We start from the raw sequence: 20826 nt of genomic DNA on the forward strand, positions 1-20826 counted from the left end.
ATAATGACGGCTTATTTTAGCCGCTAAGTTTACTTATGCCTGTAGCCGATGCCTTAAAAGTATTACCCGCCAGCACAGAAGCCTACCGCATTATCTATCAAGATGATCATTTGCTGATAGTGAACAAGCCCTCGATGCTGTTAACAGTTCCGGGGCGGCACCCGGACAATCAGGATTGTTTGATCCATCGATTGCATCAGGAGTTTCCAACGGCTGCGGTGGTGCATCGGTTAGATTACGATACCAGTGGCTTACTGATTATTCCGCTGCACAAAGCAGCGCTATCTGCCATCAGCAAGCAATTTCAAGCCCGAACCATACAAAAACACTATCTGGCAGTGGTTGGTGGGCAGCTAGCTCAAAATGAAGGACGGGTTGATTTAGCCATTGCTCCTGATGCTGAGCGACGGCCTCGATATAAAATTTGCCCAGATGGAAAATCATCAATTACGGATTATAAAGTACTGTCTTATGATCCACTGATTGACTGCAGCCGAGTTCAATTAAGCCCGGTAACCGGGCGTTCGCATCAACTGCGTTTGCACATGATGGCGTTGGGACACGCAATTTTGGGCGATCCGTTTTATGCCTCAGCAGAGCTTGTAGCCAAAAGTAAGCGTTTATTATTGCATGCAAGCTGGATCCGCTTTCAGCATCCTGCCACTTTAAAGGAGTTGGAGTACAACTCTGACGCTGAGTTTTAATTAACAAGCTTAACCCGCTAATCAGCTTCATCGCAGGCTAAGCGCCTTCTAACGGCACTCAATTGCAGCTATATGACTGGGCTGCTACTATCCGCGATACACCAATTTTCCTAAACAACATAAATGACAACACAGGTCAGCTTTATGAAAACATCATGCATTGGGTTACTACTACTTGGCTTCGCCTGTATTTCCTTTACAGCGGCAGCTGATACGAACAACCAGTCTTTAACAGAACATAGAGTTGTAGCTGAAAAAGTCCTATTCCTGGGGCCGGTTCCTGCCTTTGCATCTGAAGCGCTGCAACAAAGTGGTAAAGCCGATGAGCTGCGTCAACAAGTATTGCACCATCTGGAACAGCAAGCCGTCCCTGTTGCCGGACAATCAACCAGCTTTATGGGGCAATCATTGTCATGGCGGGAGATGAGTCCCGCTGAAGCCGCAGCCGCAGGCCCTGGTATTTGGTTTACTCAAGTACAGCACGATGCTTTTTACCAAGGTAAGCTGCAGTTCGCTGGTTTGACGGCCCCGGTTGCTTATTTGAACTTTCAAAAGTTGGGAGACGGTCAGCGGCATGCACTTAATCTTAGTACTGGTTGGCAGCAATTGGTGCTATTTGTGGATGGAGGCGAGCCGCAAAGCGTTGAGCTGGCTTTAACGCATCAACAGCAAACAGATATTCGTTTCACATTATCTGCTAAAGAAAGTATGAACAATCGTTTACTTACTAATGCAGAAACCATTAGCCAGCTGGCGCTTTCACCAGACACGAACTGGATGCTACTCAGCTTTTCCGGGCGTTCGGATGCAACCAATACTGACGTAAGCCGAACTGAGCTGCGGGAAATGAGCCGGAATCGTATCCAGCATAGTTGGCCCAATCAAGCCATGAGCCGGGCTCAGTTTAGTCCAAATAGTGAGTATCTTAGTTATGTTGACGGTAACACGCTGTGGTTGATGAACCTGAGCGATGGCAAGTTAACTGCGGTTATACAAAACCAATCTGGTCTTGGCAGTTATCAATGGGCACCTGACAGCAAAACCATTATTTTTAGCTGGACACAACCAGATAAAAGTCTGGAGCAGGCCAAGGCCAAAAATTACCGTGCGCTCGAAGACCGTTGGCGCGGTTTTCGCGATATCAGCCGGCTGTATCAGCTTGATGTTGACAGTGGTTTCGTACGAACACTGACCCCCGGCGGCGATAGCAGCAGCCTGGCGGATATCCATCAAGATAATCAGCGGTTGTTGTATACCCAGCGTCGATTGGATCGCACAGTAGCTCCGCATGCGGCCACTGCAGTCTTTGAGTTGGACTTAGCCACGCTGGAGCACCGTGAAATAGGGCAGTTCCGGCATCTAAATCAGATCAGTTATTATCGGGACAAATTATTGGTGGTGGGTGGTCCCAACTTTGCTGATGGTGCCGGTGTGAATTTGCCCTCCGCTGATCTCATCGCTAACGATTACGACGGTCAGTTATACCTGATGGATCTTGATGGTCAGCACATCCAACCATTGTCGAAAGACTTTACCCCAAGTATCAGTAATGTCACAGTGAATGGCCGGGGCCAGGTGATTGCACTGGTGAATGAGGCTGACCGTTCCGCTTTATACAGTGTGGATATCAATCGAACACGTTATCAAAAGTTGGCATTGTCGTTGGATGTGATCGAACGCTTTGCGGTTGCTAATGATCGCGGTGCAACGGTAGTGGCTGCAGGCTCTGCCGTGGCGACTCCACAACAACTCGAGCTAATCCGACCTGGCCAGCGCCGGCCAACGGTATTGCATGATAGCAGCAAACTGTATCAGCACATTCAATTGGGCGAGGTCAGAGATTTCAATGTTGAAAACCCGGAAGGGGACCTGATCCAGGGACGTTACTACCTGCCACCTGATTTTGATGCCAGTCGTACCTACCCGACTATTGTGTATTACTATGGTGGCACCACCACGGTCAATCGGCAATTTACCGGCCGCTACCCATTTCATCACTGGGCTGCCAATGGCTACATTGTCTATGTGGTGCAACCCCGGGGCACCATTGGCTATGGTCAGTATTTCTCGGCATTGCATGTGAACGCCTGGGGGCAATACACTGCAGATGATATTATTCATGCCACTAAGGAGTTTGTTGCACAGCATGACTTTGTTGATGGTGCGCGTTTAGGCAACATTGGTGCTTCTTATGGTGGCTTTATGACCATGTATCTTGCGACGCAGACCGATCTGTTCGCAGCTTCCGTCTCGCATGCGGGGATCAGTGCACTTAGTTCCTACTGGGGGCAAGGTTGGTGGGGGTTCCTGTATTCAGGTGTTGCCAGCCGGGATAGCTTTCCATGGAATAACCACGAGTTGTATGTCGGACAGAGCCCTTTGTATATGGCCGATAAAATCAATACCCCGTTATTGCTGATTACAGGCGATTCCGATGTCAATGTACCTGCTGGTGAATCACAGCAAATGTTTACTGCCCTTAAGTTACTGGGGCGGGAAGTTGCTCTGGTCGAGATCCCCGGAGAGGATCATCACATCATTGACCGGGAAAAACGCTATGTTTGGTGGGATCATTTATTGGCTTGGTTCGATTTGCATTTAAAAGATGAAGCCGAATGGTGGCACTATTTAAGTGAATAAGGTCAGGGCGTGAAAAAATGGAGTGTGCTGTGGGTGAATGTTACTTTTTGTCGGTATATTTTACAAAATAAGACTTAACAAGTAGATTTGATTCTTATGTTATTGTTTTTTAATTGATTTTAATGTTGGATCGATTATTGCATTGTTTTTGGTGAGCTACTGAATACAAAATCAGTAAACTTCTGCACACAAAGGAATGCAACATGAAAACGAAAACAATTCAAAAAACGTTACTTAATTCAGCTTTGGTCGCGGCACTGGCATTTGCCGGTACGGCATCAGCCTCTTTATTTGACTCTGGCTTACCATCAGGCTGGGATTGCGTCGGCACCTGTGGTGCTTTAGGCGCAGATGGCGATGTCACAGCTCCGCCAACAGGCTCAAGTCAGTATGGCTATGTGGTTTCTTCAAGCAATGGCCCAACCGGCATTGGTCTGGACGGCTTAGTTGGAACGACCGGCTCTACACTGAAATCAAACCTGTTTTCAGCGCAGGACGGTGACGAGTTAAACTTTATTTTTAACTACATTTCATCAGATGGCGCAGGTTATGCTGATTACGCCTGGGCACGGTTATTGAATGAGTTAAATGAAGAAGTAGCCATTTTATTTACTGCCCGTACCACTGATAGTGGAAGTATTGTGCCTGGCTTTGGTATGCCGGACCCAACCGCTACGCTAAATCCTGACTCAGTAATGATGAACCCAGGCGCGCCAAACTGGTCTCCTCTGGGTGGAGATAGTGGTTCTTGTTTTAGTACTGGTTGTGGGTATACCGGCTGGATTGAGTCCAGTTATAATATTTCAGCCGCGGGTAACTACTTTCTGGAGTTTGGTGTAGTAAACTGGAACGATACATCATTTCAATCTGGTTTAGCTTTTGATGGTATTACCGTTGGTGGTAACCCGATTGATACCAACCCTGTGCCTGTTCCAGCTACGTTGGGTTTGCTGGGTTTGGGTTTACTAGGTTTGCGTTTACGTCGTAAGCAAAAGTAATTTTACAACAGACGAATGTTGGTATGGAAAGGCAGGTGACTACACCTGCCTTTTTTGTTGTGTAAAATACCATAGTTGCAGGACTACAAAGATGAGCAAGCCGCTAATGGCTCCATATAGGTGAGCATCAATAGCGACGTTTGCTTCAATCAATTGCGCCAGCTCCGGATCTGGCCCCTGCCATTGCTCATAGCCAACTTTTGCTACCGTAAGGAGCAGTAACAGCCAGCCGGTCAGCATTTTTGCTCGGATATCATACAAAGCGCCGAGTATGACCATGGCATGCAAGCTACCAGATAAGCCAACATAGTGATTTAGCTCAGGAGCAAGGAACAGGATCATGATACTGCTCAGCAGCGAGGCAGCCAGCAGCAGGCTGGTATAGCGCCAGGCCGTAAAGTGAATGTGATGCAGCAGCCAAAGTACGCCAAAACCAGCCAGATTGAGCCATAGGTGCCAAATATTACTGTGAATAAAGTTGGCCGTTACCAAGCGCCATAGCTCACCAGCATAAATGAAGTCACGCTGAAAGTTTAGTCGAATCCATGCCGACTCGGGAAGGCTATGCAGGGCAAGTACCAGCACAGCAACTAAGCTGGGTAGCAGGGTTAGTTGTAGCAAGGATAACTTGCGTTGGGAGTGGGTGGGTTTGTTCATTCCTGCATACTAGCCAGACTTTACCTGCTTGTCATCCAGATGTTGATTGATCTTTTGGCTGGTTCTGGTTAGGGTAAATGTAATTTTGTCCAGTTGTAGGTTGCTATGAAGTATCCACTTTTCTCATCGTTACTGGTAACTAGTGCTTTTTGGACTGCATCAGCCCTTGGTTCGGTTCCTGCTCAGGCTGATCGTGAGCCAGAGGCTGCTACTGGTATCTATCAGCAAGCACTGGTTCAGGCGAGTGACTATATGGTTGCAGCCGCCCATCCTCTGGCTACGGAAGCCGGAACTACTATCCTTGCTAAAGGGGGTAGTGCTCTTGATGCTGCGGTTGCCGTTCAGCTGGTACTGGGGCTGGTTGAGCCGCAAAGCTCAGGCATTGGCGGCGGCGCTTTTATTCTGCACTGGGATCAAACCGAGCAGCATATGACCACTTTTGATGGTCGGGAAACCGCGCCAGAAGCAGCAAATGCTCACTTGTTTATGCAAGGAGACACCGCGATGCCTTGGCGTGAAGCTTATGTCGGAGGCAAGTCTGTCGGTGTACCTGGTTTATTTGCTGCATTGTACAAAGCCCATCAACGTTATGGGACCTTGCCGTGGGCCGATTTATTCAGTGATGCTATTCGTTTGGCCGAAGATGGTTTCCCTGTCTCCGACCGTATGGCAAGGCAGCTAGCTGTTGGCTGGAATCGTGGCATCGAACATAGCCCGGCGGCTAGTGACTACTTTTATCCTGAAGGTCAGCCATTAAAAACAAATGAAATCATCACCAATCACGCCTATGCAAAGGTACTGCGCCAAGTGGCTAGTGACGGGCCTGCTGCTTTTTATCAAGGCGACAATGCCAAGGCGATTGTACAAGCAGTGCAACAAGCGAAGGTCAATGCCGGTCAACTTTCGTTGAAGGATTTAGCTGAATATACCGCTGTTGAGCGTGAGCCTGTGTGTGGTTCCTATCGCAGTTATCGAGTCTGTGGCATGCCTCCCCCTAGTTCAGGAGGGGTGGCCGTCTTGCAAATTTTAGGTTTACTGGAGCGTTTTGATATCGCCGCGCTAGCGCCTGATAGTGTCGATGCAATCCACTTATTTAGCCAGGCATCTCAGTTAGCTTTTGCCGATCGAGACCACTATCTGGCTGATACTGATTTTGTTGAGGTGCCTGTACAGCCACTGATCCATCCAGATTATCTTGCTGAACGAAGCTCGTTGATCAGTAGCGAAAAGGCGTTAACGGTGATTCAGCCGGGTGTTCCTAAGCATGCCGAAGCCATGGCTCGTATTAGTAGCGCAAGCCCGGAGCTGGAAAATACCAGCCATTTCTCTATTGTGGATGCGGATGGCAATGCAGTTAGTTTGACCTCAAGCATAGAAAATGTGTTTGGCTCTGGTTTAATGGCCAATGGTTACTTACTCAATAATCAGTTAACGGACTTTTCATTATCACCTGAGCTGGATGGGCACTTGGTCGCGAACCGGGTTGAGGGGGGCAAACGCCCACGCTCATCGATGGCTCCTATGATGGTGTTTGATGAAGATGGTGCGCTGCGTTTTGTAGTAGGTTCACCGGGTGGCAGTCGCATTATCAACTATGTGGCACAAACTCTGGTTGGCTTGATTGACTGGCAGTTGGATATACAGTCAGCGATTAACATGGCCAAGTTTACCCACCGCAATGATTTTCTCGCATTGGAAAAAAATACGCCAATCGCAGAGCACCAGGCTGCTTTAGAGCAGATGGGGCATCAGGTTCGGGTAATCGATTTAAACAGTGGGCTACACGGTATCGTCATTACTGAGTCTGGTTTAGAAGGTGGAGCAGACCCTCGTCGAGAAGGTCGGGTACTTGGTCACTAGGAGTGCATGTTATGAGCCAGGTTGAAACAAAGTTAGAAAGTAATGTGCTGTGCCTGACGTTACAAAGACCCGATAAAAAAAATGCTTTGAGCCAGCAGATGTATCAACAGCTCGCAGAAGCACTAGAGCAGGCGGCTGAAAATGATGCAGTGCATGTCGTCTTGCTGCAAGGCCAGAAGGATTGTTTTACCGCCGGTAATGATTTACAGGATTTTATCGATGGTGGAGAGCTCAATGAGCAGCATCCAACGGTACGCTTCTTGTATAAATTGGCAGAGTTTTCTAAGCCTTTGGTGGCTGCTGTTGGTGGCTTGGCTATTGGCATTGGTACTACTGCATTAATGCATTGTGACTTGGTGTATGCGACCCGTACAACTCGCTTTCAATTGCCGTTTACCAAATTAGGGCTGTGCCCCGAAGCCGCCTCTAGTTTGTTGTTGCCGCAATTAATTGGGTATCATCGTGCTTGTGAATACTTACTGCTTGGCGAGGCGTTTGATGGCGAAAGTGCCTATCGGATGGGATTGGTCAATCAATTGGTCGAGCCTGAACAGCTATTGGATTACGCGATGTCAAAAGCTCAGCAATTGGCTGCACTGCCAGCGCAAGCCGTTCAAAGCAGCAAGCACCTGATGAAAGCAAATCAACGCGAAGCTTTGCAGTATACCTTGCGGGAAGAACTGAATGAATTTCAGCAACTACTGCACTCAGATGCTTGTCAGCAGGCAGTAAAGCAATTTTTTCAGAAAAAGTAACCACTGCACTGGCAGTGTTGTTTAGTTAGCAATGTTGTTTAGGTTTGCACCTTGCTGTAAGGGTCATTGAGGATTTCATCCACCAGCCAGCGGCCTCTGACCCGGACCATTCGCACCACCCGCATCTCATTGACGGTGCGGTTATCAAAAGTTCCGGTAAATACCAGCATCACCTCGGTAGCATCCCCATATTGTTCCCGAAGGTTCTGGCCTGCGCGGTTCACATTTATCGTCACTTCATCGTACGACATATTGATCACGGTTCTTGCAACTTGGCGTGGGGTTGCATAGTGCTCGATTAGTTCAGCCAGAGATTGGCTGCTCAGACTCTTGGCAAGCTCCAGATCATTTTGATTATAAATGGCATCAAAGAATTCAGCCGCAGCGTGTTCAGGTGCAGCAAAATTGCCTGATAGCGCAGTATTATCTTCTGCACAGCTCAACAGCAGAAGTAGAAAGGGGACGATCAACCATGGTTTAGTCATGCAATCTCAAATGTGCTAAAAAATCAGATGACATTAAGTGTGGACAGAATTTACGCTGCTGTAAAGGAGATAATGTTTAGGGGCGCGTGATTGACTCTTGAAAAGCCACGTATCGGTAGGGGTGCATGATTGCGCCCGTATTTCACAAATCCCTACGAAAAGGGCGCAATCATGCGCCCCTACGATACGAACAACAATCAGGCTTGCAGCTCTTGCTCGGTAAATACATCGGCAAACAATGGGCTGGACAGGTAGCGCTCAGCTGAGCTTGGTAAAATAACCACGATATTTTTATCGGCAAACTCAGGCGTTTCGGCTAAACGCTTGGCAGCCACTACCGCGGCACCTGATGAGATACCGGCCAAAATACCTTCTTCTTTCATCAGGCGATGGGCCATAGCAATGGCTTCGTCATTGCTGACAAGCTCAACCCGATCGATCATTTCCAAATCCAGATTACCCGGGATAAAGCCTGCACCAATGCCCTGAATTTTGTGTGGGCCAGGCTTCAACTCTTCGCCTGCACGCTGTTGCGTGATCACCGGCGAGTCAGTTGGCTCTACCGCGACACTGACCAACGGATGCTTCTTTTCTAACTTAATAAAGCGACTGACACCAGTGATGGTACCGCCGGTGCCAACACCAGCGACAAAGGCATCAATGTTGCCATCGATATCGTTCCAGATCTCTGGGCCCGTGGTTTCAAAGTGAATTTGCGGGTTTGCCGGGTTATCAAACTGTTGTAGCAGTACATACTTTTCCGGGTCAGACGCCTGAATTTCTTTGGCTTTTTCAATGGCACCTTTCATGCCCTTTGGACCTTCGGTCAACACCACATTTGCACCTAATGCTTTTAATAACTTGCGGCGTTCCAAACTCATGGTCGCAGGCATGGTTAAGGTGAGCTTATAACCGCGACTAGCAGCGACGAAAGCCAAAGCAATACCGGTATTGCCTGAGGTTGGCTCAATCAATTCTTTGCCTTCAGTCAGCAGCCCTTTTTTTTCAGCGTCCCAGATCATCGAGGCGCCAATACGACATTTAACACTAAAGCTTGGGTTGCGTGCTTCAATTTTGGCGAATACATTGCCGCCTGTCACACGTTTCAATTTGACCAGAGGGGTACGTCCGATCGACAATGAGTTGTCTTCAAAAATAGTTGCCATGGTAATAACTCCGATTGACTAGCAAGATACTGGTAAGATAAGACTTCGAGCGCTTATTTCCAAGTAGCGTTTTGCTATATGTTATACCCAAGCAACCTTAAACTAAGAGTGGATAAATGGCTTTTCAAAGTACTGAGCACTATATTGTTTCTCCTGAGTTGGCGTTAGCCGTGAATGCCGCGGTTACCCTGGAAAAACCACTGTTGATTAAAGGGGAGCCTGGTACCGGAAAAACCAGACTGGCTGAAGAGTTAGCTGCGTCATTAGGCCGTCAATTGCTGACGTGGCCGATTAAATCCACTACCAAGGCACAGCATGGCTTGTACGAGTACGATGCGGTATCGAGGCTACGTGACAGTCAACTTGGTAGTGACAAAGTTCATGATATTAGTAATTACATTCGGCAAGGTAAACTGTGGCAGGCCTTTGTTGCTAACGAGCGTCCGGTATTATTGATTGATGAAATCGATAAAGCCGATATCGAGTTTCCCAATGACTTGCTGTACGAGCTGGACCGTATGGCGTTTTTTGTCCACGAAACCGGCGAAGAGATCGTAGCTGCGCAGCGACCCATTGTGATTATCACCTCTAACAATGAAAAAGAATTGCCGGATGCATTTTTACGCCGCTGCTTTTTTCATTACATCCGTTTCCCGGATGCCGATTTATTATCCCAGATCGTGGCGGTGCACTTTCCTCACATTCAGCAGCAGTTACTGAGCGTAGCATTAGAGGTGTTCTTTGAGCTACGCGAGCTACCGAGCTTAAAGAAAAAGCCATCGACTTCAGAGTTGCTGGATTGGTTAAAGTTGTTACTTGCTGAAGATATTTCGCCAGAAGTATTGCACGATAGCCAGAAAAAAGGTGGCCTGATGCCAATGTTTGGTGCTTTATTAAAAAATGAGCAGGATGTTGCTTTGGTCGAGAAGTTAGCGTTTATGGCACGGCGCCGCTGATGCTGATCCAATTTTTTCAAACGCTTCGCAAGCACGGCCTTTCCGTTAGCCTGACAGAGTTGCTTGATCTGTTGGCGGCACTGGATAAGCAGGTTATTTTTGCCGATACCGAAGCCTTTTATTATTTAGCACGGCTGGTGCTGGTGAAAGATGAGCGTGATTACGATAAGTTTGATCGCGCTTTTGCGGATTACTTTGAAGGTGTGGCTCAAGTTGAGATCGCGGCCAGCATCCCCGATGAGTGGTTACAGCCTGGTTTGTTGAAACAACTCAGTGAAGAACAAAAAGCCGCCTTGCAAGGTCCCGGTAGTCTGGATGAGCTGCTTAAGCAGTTTCGTGAACGTCTTAGTGAGCAACAAAAGCGACATGCCGGTGGAAACAAGTGGATTGGGACCGGCGGAACTTCGCCTTTTGGTGCCTACGGCTATAATCCAGAGGGGATACGCATCGGTCAGGAGGGATCCGGTGCCCGTCGCGCGGTCAAAGTGTGGGATAAACGAGAGTTTCGTGATTTAGACAGTGATGCCGAGCTAAATAACCGCTCGATTAAAATTGCGCTGCGGCAATTGCGTCGTTTTGCCCGCACCGGGGCTAGTCAGGAGTTGGATTTACCTGCCACCATTACCGCGACATCGCAACAGGGCGGTTGGCTCGATTTGCAGTGGCAAGCGGAACGGCATAATGCCATCAAAGTCTTGTTGTTTCTTGATGTAGGCGGCTCGATGGATGACTACATACAGGAATGCGAACAGTTATTCTCGGCCGCCAAAGCTGAATTTAAGCATTTGGAGTTCTTCTACTTTCACAACTGTGTGTATGAAGGAGTGTGGAAGCACAATCAACGACGTCGTGAACAACAAACTTCCGTATTAGATATTATTCATACCTACGGATCGGATTACAAATTAATTTTTGTTGGTGATGCCACGATGGGGCCTTATGAAATTAGCTATCCCGGCGGTAGTGTCGAGCACTGGAATGAAGAGCCAGGTGCCGCATGGATGCAGCGTTTATTACAACAGTACTCAAAAGCAGCTTGGCTTAATCCGCAGCCAGAAACATGGTGGCCACATTATCAGTCGATTGATATGATTCAGCAGCTGATGACGCAGCGCATGTATCCACTGACTCTGGATGGGCTTAATCGTGCGATGCGTGCTTTATTGAACTAGAGTAGCGATAGAAAGTAAGAGTAGCGATAGAAAGAAACGATAGAGCGGCGATTTTACCGTGCCAGAGGTCGGATCAGGCGTTATAATCACTTCATTCATTATATGAGCTCTCGCAGCGCGACTATGCAGCTGACCAGAGCACAGTCAGACAAGGTTTAGTTTTATATGACCCCCTCAGAAAACCAAAAAACCAATGAACGAGCTGCAGAAAAACTACATAAAAATGTGGTGATCAGTGGTTCCGGTGTTTTTACCCCGGTTGATAGCATTTCTAATGAAGAGCTGGTCGCGAGCTTTAATCAGTATGTTGATCAATTTAATGCCGAACATGCAGCTGAAATTGAGCGAGGCGAGCTGGATGCCTTGGCGCACTCGAGTTGTGAGTTTATCGAGAAAGCGTCTGGCATCAAATCCCGTCATGTTTTGTACAAAGAGGGGATTCTTGACCCTGCCGTGATGCACCCGGTGTTTCCCCGTCGTGGAGAAGAAACACCACCTGAAATGGTTGAAATGGCCTTGGCAGCAGCGCAAGAAGCCTTGCAACAAGCTGGAAAAACAGCCAGTGATGTCGATTTAATTATTTGTGCTGCGTCCAATATGCAGCGGCCTTATCCAGCACTGTCTGTTGAACTGCAGCAATTGCTCGGTGCATCAGGCTATGCCTTTGATATGAACGTAGCCTGCTCATCGGCCACTTTTGCTATTAGCAATGCTGTTAATGCCATCCGTGGTGGCACGGCTGGTGTGGTCTTGGTAGTCAACCCTGAATTTGCTTCTCCGCAGGTTAATTACAAAAGTCGTGACAGTCACTTTATTTTTGGTGATGTCTGTACCGCTACCATTATCGAGGCAGAAGCAACGGCTACTTCTACCAAGGCGTATCGCATTCTGGGCATGCAACTGAAAACGGAGTTCTCGAATAATATCCGTTGCGATGTGGGCTATACCGAACACTGTTTTGAGCACGAGGATCCTGAAGTGGCCTTTTTTAAACAGCAAGGACGTAAAGTCTTTAAAGAGCTGTTGCCTCTAGTCGCCGATGTCATTCAATCCGAGATGGCAGCGCAGGGCGTCAAAGCAGATGATTTAAAGCGCTTATGGTTGCATCAGGCTAATATCAATATGAATATCTTTGCTGCCAAGAAAATCCTTGGTCGTGACCCAGAACCAGAGGAAGCTCCTTTAGTGCTTGATAGATACGCCAATACTGCTTCGGCTGGTTCTATTATAGCGTTTCATCAGCATAAAGAAGGGCTGCAATCAGGTGATAAAGCCATTCTTTGCTCCTTTGGCGCTGGTTATTCGATTGGTTGTTTGGTGCTGGAAAAAGTCTGAGTGCTAACCCTACAACTGAGCTGGAGCAGCTCAGTTGTAACAAAGTATTGCAGTTGTACTGATAAAATTCAGCCGCCTGATTCGATCCCAGATAGAGCCTTCAATTTATCTTGTTGTTTTTGTTGTATTTTTAGCCTTTTATTGGCTGTGTGCTCAAGGCAGGCCGCATGCCGTTCGTTATAGGATGCAACATTTAGCAGGCCCATCTATTTCTATTCTCAGTTAGTATAAGTCAGTATTGAACTAAAAATAGACTTTTACAGAGAGTAGCGATGTCACCAAAACTAATAAAAATCGTCTTGCCTATCGTCATTGTGGTTGTAGCTGCTGGTTTGCTGTTCGTCCTCAGTAATGCGCGTCAGCCAGCCGAGCAAAGAGAAGAATTGCCAACAGGGATCTTGGTGGATGCCATCACAGCTCACGTTGAAGACATTCAATATCGCATTGTTTCTCAGGGCACTGTGCAGCCAAAGTTAATGACCAGTCTGATTTCTGAAGTCAATGGGCGCATCATTGAAGTGTCTCCAAACTTTGTTGAGGGTGGCTTTTTTGCCAAAGGCGAATTATTAGTTAAAGTTGAGCAGGACGATTACTTAACGGCGGTGAAAGCAGCGGAAGCAAACCTTGCCAGAGCCAGCGCCTCGTTAGAGGAAGAAAAGGCCCGGGTGCGGGTTGCAGAAGGGGAGTGGGCTTCATTTACTGAAGGTGTGGCTCCCGAGTTGGGTTTACGGCGGCCTCAATTGGCGCAAGAGTTAGCCAATGTTCGTTCAGCCGAAGCCGAGTTAGAGCGGGCAGCACGTGATTTAAGTCGTACTGAAATCAGAGCCCCTTATGCCGGCATTCTGCAAAGCCGCTCAGTCAATATTGGTCAGTTTATTAGCCGAGGTACTACTCTGGGGATGATTTACGGTACCGATATTGCCGAAGTACGCTTGCCTCTGACCGATCATGATACCGCCTTTATTCGCTTACCTACCCGAGGGCAAGGGGATTATCCAGATGTTCAACTTTCTGCCGTGATTGCTGGCCGTCTGCAACAGTGGCAGGGCAAGCTGATCAGAACCGAAGGTGTGCTTGATGAGCGCAGTCGGGTGATTTATGGCGTGGTGCAGGTGGAAGATCCTTATCAACTTGCATTGGACCATCAAAATGAACCGCTGCGATTTGGTCGTTTTGTGCGAGCTCAAGTACAAGGGGTTACCTCACAACAGGTAGTGATGCTGCCACGTAATTTATTACGCCCGCAAAATCAGGTGTTACTGGTTGATGCCGAGTACAAGCTGGAGTTCAGAGATGTCATCGTCCAGCGCACCGATGAGCGCTACGCCTATGTGGCTTCGGGGTTGGAAGCAGGTGAACTGCTGGCGATTTCTGCTATGCCGAATCCATTGCAAGGCATGCAGGTTCGGCTGGGACGGGTTGACGGAGAGTGGTTGGAATCAACCGTGACCTCTGCAACGTCTGACACGGATAAGCAGGAGTAAACGATGGATACGCACAAAGGTATTATTTCCTGGTTTGCCCGCAATAGTGTCGCTGCCAATTTGCTAATGATTATTTTGATCATTGCTGGTATTGCTTCTTTAATGACCATCAAAAAACAGATTTTCCCTGAAATTGCCCTGGATGAAGTGACCATACGCGTGCCCTATTTAGGAGCAGCGCCGCAAGAGGTCGAGTCAGCGGTGATCGATAAAATCGAAGAGCGGCTGCGTGCCGTCAATGGCATCAAACGAATTCGTTCTACTGCTGTCGAAGGTATGGGTACGGTACGGGCCGAAATCGCCAGCAGTTATGATATCCAGGAAGTGATGGATGAAATTAAAACCCAAGTCGCCGCCATAGCCACATTTCCTGAGCAGGCTGAACGACCTTTGGTGTATCGACAGCGTTTCCAAAGTACGGTTATTTGGTTGTCGCTGTATGGTGATGCCAACGAACGGGCATTAAAAGAACTGGCAAAAGATGTCCGGGATGAACTGAAAAAACGCTATGCCATCAGTCAGGTTGAAGTGGTAGGTGCGCGTGACTACGAATTATCTATTGAGTTATCTGAGGCACGGCTGCGTGAATACAGCCTGACGTTCGAACAGGTGGTGCAAGCCATTCGCAACAGCTCGGTAGACATCCCTGGTGGTAGTATTCGCTCCGATGCTGGCACTATCTTATTGCGAACCAAAGGTCAGGCTTATCGTGGCAGTGAGTTTGCCGATATTATTCTGCTGCGCTTTAATGATGGAACTCGCCTGCGGCTGGGCGATATTGCTAGCATCAATGATGGTTTTATTGAACGAGATGGCGATGCGACCTTTGATGGTTACCCATCGATTTCGATCCGTGTTGATGCCGTGGGTGATGATAACAGCCTGCAAATCTCCGAAAATGTAAAACGCTTTGTTGATGAAAAGCGCTCAGTATTGCCTGAGGGCATCTATTTAGATCATTGGGGAGATAGCAGTTATTACCTGGAAGGCCGGATTGATTTGATGACCGGTAATTTATTCTATGGTGTATTACTGGTGTTGCTCGCGCTTACTCTGTTTCTTGAATTCCGTATTGCCTTTTGGGTAATGGTCGGTATTCCTGTCTGTTTCCTTGGAGCCTTGGCGCTGATGCCACTGCCTATGTTTGGTGTCTCCATTAATATGATCAGCTTATTTGGCTTCATATTGGTGCTGGGTATTGTGGTAGATGATGCCATTATTATCGGTGAAAGCGCCTTTAGTGAGATAGAGAAAAAAGGCAAGTCGCTGGACTCGGTCATAGCCGGGGCGAAAAAAGTCGCCATGCCTGCAACCTTTGGTGTTCTGACCACCATTGCAGCCTTTACACCGATGTTGATGGTGGGCGGAAGCATGGGGCCTATTTGGGAATCCATTGCGTGGGTTGTCGTACTGTGTCTGGTATTCTCTATTGTTGAATCTAAACTGATCTTACCGGCTCATATTGCCAATATGGACACCAAGCCGTGGGATCCTGATCGACATGGTTTGTTTTACGCCTCAGGCCGCGGTGCCAGTAACTTTTTGCGGGGTATACGTGAAGCAGTGGCTCGCTGGTTGCAGAATATTATTCAGAACCATTATCGACCCTTGATCCGTCGCTGCATCGAGTTCCGTTATGTCACCCTGGCTGCTTTTTTTGCCATGATGCTGGTGATGATCGGGTTACTCAGTGGCGGTTTCGTTCGCTGGGTGTTTTTCCCGGATATTCCAAGCGATTTCATTCAAGCCAATATCCAAATGGAAGAAGGCACATCCAGCTTGCAAACGCAGCTGGCATTGGACGAAATGGAAGCCGCCTTGCTTCGTGCGAACGAGCGACTTAAGTCTGAATACAATGCTGATGTGATTCAACACCGATTGGTGTTCTTAAACAGCGACACCCGTGGTCAAATGGTGCTTGAGCTGGAAAAAAGTGAAGGCCGCGAAATTGATGGCTTCGAAATTGCTCGCATTTGGCGCGAAGAAATGCCAGAAATGGCTGGGGTGCGCTCGTTTAATATCAGTGCCTCCACCGGAGGCGGAGGAGGTACCGACATTGCACTGCAAATTCGCGGTGATGATTTAGCCATGCTGGAAGCGGCCGCTGATGAATTGAAATTTGCGTTATCACAGTACGAAGGCATATTCGATATTCAGGACAACCTAAGCGGTGGTAATGATGAAGTGGTGTTGGCGTTAAAACCAGAAGCCGACTTGCTTGGCCTGACGTTAGCAGATGTTGCTCGTCAGGTACGCTATGGTTTTTATGGCGCGGAAGCACAGCGCGTGCAACGCGATGGTGAAGAAGTCAAAGTGATGGTGCGTTACCCGAAAGACGAACGCAGTTCATTAGGTAATCTGGAACAAATGCGCATTCGTACCGCGGATGGTGGTGAGGTTCCTTTTGATATGGTGGCCAGTTATCAGCTGCAACCTGCTTTTAATGCCATCAACCGGGTTAATGGCGAGCGGGCGGTCACCATTACCGCCTCAGCCGATAAAGACCGCATCGAGCCGGGTCAGGTGATCCGTGAAGTTCGTCAGGGCATCATGAAAGAGTTACCCAGAAGCTATCCCGGAGTCACCACCGCCCTTGAAGGTAGTAGTCAGGATGAAGTGGATGCGCAAAAAGACATGATGAAAGCAGCCGTACTGGCATTGTTTATGATTTATGCCTTGATGGCGATTCCACTTAAATCCTACAGCCAGCCATTGATCATCATGAGTGTGATCCCCTTTGGCTTAATTGGTGCTGTGGTCGGCCATATGGTGTTGGGGTTAAGTATGAGCATCATGTCGATGTTTGGCTTAATTGCCTTGGCTGGGGTGGTGGTGAACGATAGCTTGATCATGGTCGACTTTGTCAACAAAGCCAGAGCGACAGGACACAGCATCCGTCAAGCGGTCGAAGAAGCGGGTACCATGCGCTTTCGAGCCATAGTACTGACATCAACCACCACTTTTCTAGGGTTAACGCCTATTGTGCTTGAGCGCAGCCTACAAGCTCAAATCGTGGTGCCAATGGCGGTATCATTGGCTTTCGGTATCTTGTTCGCCACCATCATCACTTTGGTACTGATCCCAGCGTTGTATGTGATTTTAGAAGACGTGAAGAACTTGTTCCGGCGCAAAGAACTGAAAGTAGATACCCGGGTGGGTGAGTTAAGCTGATAAGTTTTGCTGATGTAACAATGCCCCTGATCGCAGGGGCATTTTTTTTAGCACTCAATAATATTCACGGCTAAGCCACCGCGTGAAGTCTCTTTGTATTTGGTCTGCATATCCTTGCCGGTGTCCCACATGGTTTTAATCACTTTATCCAGCGACACTTTTTGATCACCACTACCGCGCAGCGCCAGACGGGAGGCATTAATGGCTTTTACGGCGCCCATGGCATTGCGCTCAATGCAAGGCACTTGCACCAAGCCACCGACCGGATCGCAGGTCAGCCCCAGGTTGTGCTCCATGCCAATTTCAGCCGCATTTTCTACATGCAGCACCGAGCCACCTAAGATTTCAGTGATAGCACCTGCAGCCATCGAACAAGCGACGCCCACTTCACCCTGACAGCCGACTTCAGCACCTGAAATAGACGCATTTTTCTTGTACAAAATACCAATGGCTGCAGCCGTCAGTAGATAGCGCATGGCGATTTCCGGAGTCACTGGCTGAATAAACTTATCGTAATACATCAACACAGAAGGAATAATACCCGCAGCGCCATTGGTGGGGGCTGTCACCACCCGGCCACCGGCAGCATTTTCTTCGTTCACCGCCAAAGCAAATAAATTAACCCAGTCCATCACTTGCAAGGGATCAGAGCTTTTTTCTACACTTAAACGACGATACAACGACGGCGCCCGTCGTTTCACTTTTAAACCACCGGGCAAAATTCCTTCGGTACGAACCCCGCGATCGACACAATCACGCATGGTTTGCCACAGATGAAACAACTCATCTTTGATTTGCTGTGGGCTGCGCAGTACTTTTTCGTTTTCCAGCATCAGGCTGGAAATGGATAAGCCATGTTCTTTGCATAATGCCAGTAATTCCGCTGCACTCTCATAAGGGTAGGGCGGTGGATTTTCAGCTGCAAATTGACTTGCGGCTTCTTTTTCCTTGGCAAAGTCTTCTGCTTTGACAATAAAGCCGCCACCGATAGAGAAATAGACTTCCCGGGCTATTTCTTTATCTCCTTGCCAAACCACCAGCTCCATGCCATTGGAATGAGCTTTCAGCGTTTTACGGCGATGAAAGGTAATAGCCCCTTCACGGGGGAATTTAATGCTGTGTTCCTGACCAAGCTTTAGGGTTTGCTCGGTATGCACCTGATGCAATAACCCCGGGATTACATCCGGATCTATGCTTTCGGGCAAGTAACCGCACAACCCTAAGATCACGGCTTTGCCAGTGCCATGTCCAACACCGGTCTGCCCCAGCGAGCCATAAAGCTCTACCTTGATGCGTGTGACATCTTGCAGTACACCTTGTTGTTTGAGTTGTTCAGTAAACTGGTGAGCGGCCCGCATTGGTCCAACGGTATGAGAACTGGATGGCCCGATGCCAATGCTAAACATATCAAATGCGCTGATGATCATAAAAAACTAATGCAATTAAAAATACATAGTTTGATTGTATACCAAAGCCAAGAGGTCTGTAAGCCGTCATGAATGAGAACAGACGTGGTTACAGGCTACAGCCCTTGCCAGTGCTGTATGATTATGTTGACATGAAATTTTCTAAGGGAAAAATCATCATGCAGCTGGTGCTGCATGATGTGAGTTACAAATGAGCAGTTAGTACTTCGCTGCAGCTTCTACGGCACGCATCACGCGCAGTACATTGCCGCTCCACAGTGCGCGGATTTCATCTTCATTGTAACCACGGCGCATCAACTCCCAGGTCACATTGATGGTTTCGGTCGCATCATCCCAGCCTTCAACACCGCCGCCGCCGTCAAAGTCGGAAACGATACCGACATGCTCAATACCAATCAGCTTCACGGCATAATCAATATGATCGATAAATTGAGCTAATGTGACGTCTTGGTGAGTTCGCCGAAGTTCCGTTAAACCTTCGGTATAGGCTTTTACATCGGCCTCACTGGCGCCACCCCAGCCTGCAGAGAGGTACTGCTGACGTAACTCTTCTTGGCCTTTTTGAATGAGTGGGTCGATAGCTGCGACATAACTTCTGAATGCCACCATCTGAGCAACACCGCCATTGGCTTTAATGGCATTGAGTTGTTCATCATCCAGATTCCGTGGGTTGGCATAAAGCCCGGTTGCACCAGAGTGCGAAGCGATGACCGGTGCGCGTGACAGTTCAATGGCTTCCAGCATGGTTTTCTTGCCTACATGAGACACATCTACCATGATGCCATAGTCGTTTAATGCAGCAACCAACTGGCGGCCCAGGTCGGTTAGCGTTTGTTCTCGTTTATCATCACCCTGATCAAAGCGTGGGTTTGAACTGCCTCCAAACTGGTTGTTGCCCATGTGGGTCAGGCTGGCATAACGTACACCGCGCTCGGCCCAGAGTGGAATTTCAGCCACACTCTCACCAAGCGGATACGCGTTTTCCATACCGATCAAGGCAACCAGTTTGCCTTCAGCATGCAGTGCCTCGACTTCATCTGCGGTACGAGCCAACCCAATTTGGTCGGGGTACGCGCGGGTCATACGTTTAATCGCTTGATAGCTTTCTTCAGCCCGTTGGCGGGCATTGGCATAGCCTTGTTCAGTCATCGGGCCTTGCCCTACATAAACAATGAAGAAAGCTGCATCCAGACCTCCTGCACGCATCTTGGGTAAGTCGACCTGAGCAGAAGTAAAGCGGCCCGGATCCAGTCGTTCGGTGGCGTAACCCCGGCCAATATCGACGTGTGTATCCAGAGTCAGCACTCGGGAGTGCACGTCCCAGGCTTCTTTTTCACTAACATCCTGAATCTGGCGTTCCGCCAAGGCGGATCCCATGAATAATAAACTGCTTGCAGCGATAGCGCTGAGTAAGCGAGGCATAAAGCGTCTCCTGTTCCTGATTTATTGTTTTATTTTATAATTCACTCATTGAGAGAATGTGCGCATGGTAACCGTAGGTTGGTAGTGCATATCCATCATGAATGGCTCATTGTTTTTGCAGCAAACACACTAGCCAAAATCACAACAGCAATAGCGATACCGAAATAAAGGGTCTCTATGGTAGCCCCAACTTCTACGGCTTGCTCCAAAAAGAGAATAACCATAATAACACTAGCGACTTGAAGAAGGGTGATTTTAAGGTCATGGAAGTTTTTGATATCCATTGCTTTTAGAAGTCCCTTATTCTTCAACTCTTCCTTGGCTAAAAATAGTCGATACAACCCACTGGCAATAATTTGGAAGGTAAGTGCAATAAGGAGTGTATCGAGGACTTTTAGTAACTTTACGGCAAGCCGTTTACCTTCATCTGCGTGTGTCGGTAGTTGCGATAGGGTATCCATGACAATTTGATAAACGATGACCACACTTGAGGCATAAAGCAGACAGGCCGCAGTTGCACAAGTGATAATGGTCAATAGCACTAAGATACGGCTACTTTGTAAAAGTTTTTCCACTATCAAGTCTCCATCAGCG

At 48.1% G+C, this 20826-nt stretch carries 16 protein-coding genes; 10 read left to right on the forward strand and 6 right to left on the reverse strand.

All coding sequences use genetic code 11. The annotated features are described in order from the left end of the window. The first annotated feature begins 35 nt into the window (after nucleotides 1-35). From Q3O60_RS14190 to Q3O60_RS14200, 3 genes are all read left to right on the forward strand, one after another. Nucleotides 36-704 carry an RluA family pseudouridine synthase gene (locus tag Q3O60_RS14190; RefSeq protein WP_305894603.1) on the forward strand — a complete coding sequence of 223 codons (669 nt, stop codon included), beginning with the start codon at nucleotides 36-38 and terminating at the stop codon, nucleotides 702-704. Nucleotides 705-848: 144 nt separating this feature from the next. Further along, nucleotides 849-3344, forward strand: a complete 2496-nt coding sequence (locus Q3O60_RS14195) for a S9 family peptidase (protein ID WP_305894604.1) — start codon at nucleotides 849-851, stop codon at nucleotides 3342-3344. 203 nt (nucleotides 3345-3547) lie between these two features. After that, nucleotides 3548-4342 (forward strand): NF038132 family protein, encoded by a 795-nt coding sequence (locus Q3O60_RS14200; protein ID WP_305894605.1) that lies wholly within the window; start codon nucleotides 3548-3550, stop codon nucleotides 4340-4342. Between the two features lie 39 nt (nucleotides 4343-4381). Here Q3O60_RS14200 and rrtA read toward each other — a convergent pair whose 3' ends face one another. After that, the gene (gene rrtA, locus Q3O60_RS14205; RefSeq protein ID WP_305894606.1) at nucleotides 4382-4999 is read right to left on the reverse strand and encodes a rhombosortase; all 618 of its coding nucleotides are present in this window, start codon (nucleotides 4997-4999) and stop codon (nucleotides 4382-4384) included. 105 nt (nucleotides 5000-5104) lie between these two features. Between rrtA and ggt the strand changes: the two genes are divergently transcribed. After that, nucleotides 5105-6859: a gamma-glutamyltransferase gene (gene ggt, locus Q3O60_RS14210; protein ID WP_305894607.1), complete on the forward strand. Its 1755-nt coding sequence runs from the start codon at nucleotides 5105-5107 to the stop codon at nucleotides 6857-6859. A gap of 11 nt (nucleotides 6860-6870) precedes the next feature. Next, nucleotides 6871-7614 (forward strand): enoyl-CoA hydratase, encoded by a 744-nt coding sequence (locus Q3O60_RS14215; protein WP_305894608.1) that lies wholly within the window; start codon nucleotides 6871-6873, stop codon nucleotides 7612-7614. Between the two features lie 38 nt (nucleotides 7615-7652). Here the strand turns inward: Q3O60_RS14215 and Q3O60_RS14220 are convergent, their stop codons facing one another. Both Q3O60_RS14220 and cysK read right to left on the reverse strand, forming a co-directional pair. Beyond that, nucleotides 7653-8099: a hypothetical protein gene (locus Q3O60_RS14220; protein ID WP_305894609.1), complete on the reverse strand. Its 447-nt coding sequence runs from the start codon at nucleotides 8097-8099 to the stop codon at nucleotides 7653-7655. A gap of 197 nt (nucleotides 8100-8296) precedes the next feature. Beyond that, nucleotides 8297-9265, reverse strand: coding sequence for a cysteine synthase A (gene cysK / locus Q3O60_RS14225; RefSeq protein ID WP_305894610.1), 969 nt, complete (start codon nucleotides 9263-9265; stop codon nucleotides 8297-8299). Nucleotides 9266-9381: 116 nt separating this feature from the next. Here cysK and Q3O60_RS14230 point away from each other — a divergent pair, with 116 nt between their 5' ends. The 5 genes from Q3O60_RS14230 (at nucleotide 9382) to Q3O60_RS14250 (ending at nucleotide 17383) form a co-directional block, all read left to right on the forward strand. Then, nucleotides 9382-10221 (forward strand): AAA family ATPase, encoded by an 840-nt coding sequence (locus tag Q3O60_RS14230; RefSeq protein WP_305894611.1) that lies wholly within the window; start codon nucleotides 9382-9384, stop codon nucleotides 10219-10221. Further along, nucleotides 10221-11393, forward strand: a complete 1173-nt coding sequence (locus Q3O60_RS14235) for a vWA domain-containing protein (RefSeq protein WP_305894612.1) — start codon at nucleotides 10221-10223, stop codon at nucleotides 11391-11393. The genes Q3O60_RS14230 and Q3O60_RS14235 overlap by 1 nt, the downstream gene beginning before the upstream one ends. Before the next feature lie 165 nt (nucleotides 11394-11558). Further along, the gene (locus Q3O60_RS14240; protein WP_305894613.1) at nucleotides 11559-12728 is read left to right on the forward strand and encodes a beta-ketoacyl-ACP synthase III; all 1170 of its coding nucleotides are present in this window, start codon (nucleotides 11559-11561) and stop codon (nucleotides 12726-12728) included. A gap of 272 nt (nucleotides 12729-13000) precedes the next feature. After that, entirely contained in the window at nucleotides 13001-14212 is a 1212-nt protein-coding gene (locus Q3O60_RS14245) for an efflux RND transporter periplasmic adaptor subunit (RefSeq protein ID WP_305894614.1), read from the forward strand. Between the two features lie 3 nt (nucleotides 14213-14215). Continuing rightward, nucleotides 14216-17383, forward strand: coding sequence for an efflux RND transporter permease subunit (locus Q3O60_RS14250; RefSeq protein WP_305894615.1), 3168 nt, complete (start codon nucleotides 14216-14218; stop codon nucleotides 17381-17383). Between the two features lie 47 nt (nucleotides 17384-17430). Here Q3O60_RS14250 and Q3O60_RS14255 read toward each other — a convergent pair whose 3' ends face one another. From Q3O60_RS14255 to Q3O60_RS14265, 3 genes are all read right to left on the reverse strand, one after another. Then, nucleotides 17431-18807, reverse strand: a complete 1377-nt coding sequence (locus Q3O60_RS14255) for an L-serine ammonia-lyase (protein WP_305894625.1) — start codon at nucleotides 18805-18807, stop codon at nucleotides 17431-17433. Nucleotides 18808-19008: 201 nt separating this feature from the next. After that, nucleotides 19009-20232, reverse strand: coding sequence for a dipeptidase (locus Q3O60_RS14260; protein ID WP_305894616.1), 1224 nt, complete (start codon nucleotides 20230-20232; stop codon nucleotides 19009-19011). 95 nt (nucleotides 20233-20327) lie between these two features. Continuing rightward, complete coding sequence (locus Q3O60_RS14265; protein WP_305894617.1) at nucleotides 20328-20807, reverse strand: YqhA family protein; 480 nt, start codon at nucleotides 20805-20807, stop codon at nucleotides 20328-20330. Nucleotides 20808-20826: the final 19 nt, after the last annotated feature.

This window comes from Alkalimonas collagenimarina, from assembly GCF_030717845.1.
Lineage (GTDB): Bacteria > Pseudomonadota > Gammaproteobacteria > Enterobacterales > Alteromonadaceae > Alkalimonas > Alkalimonas collagenimarina.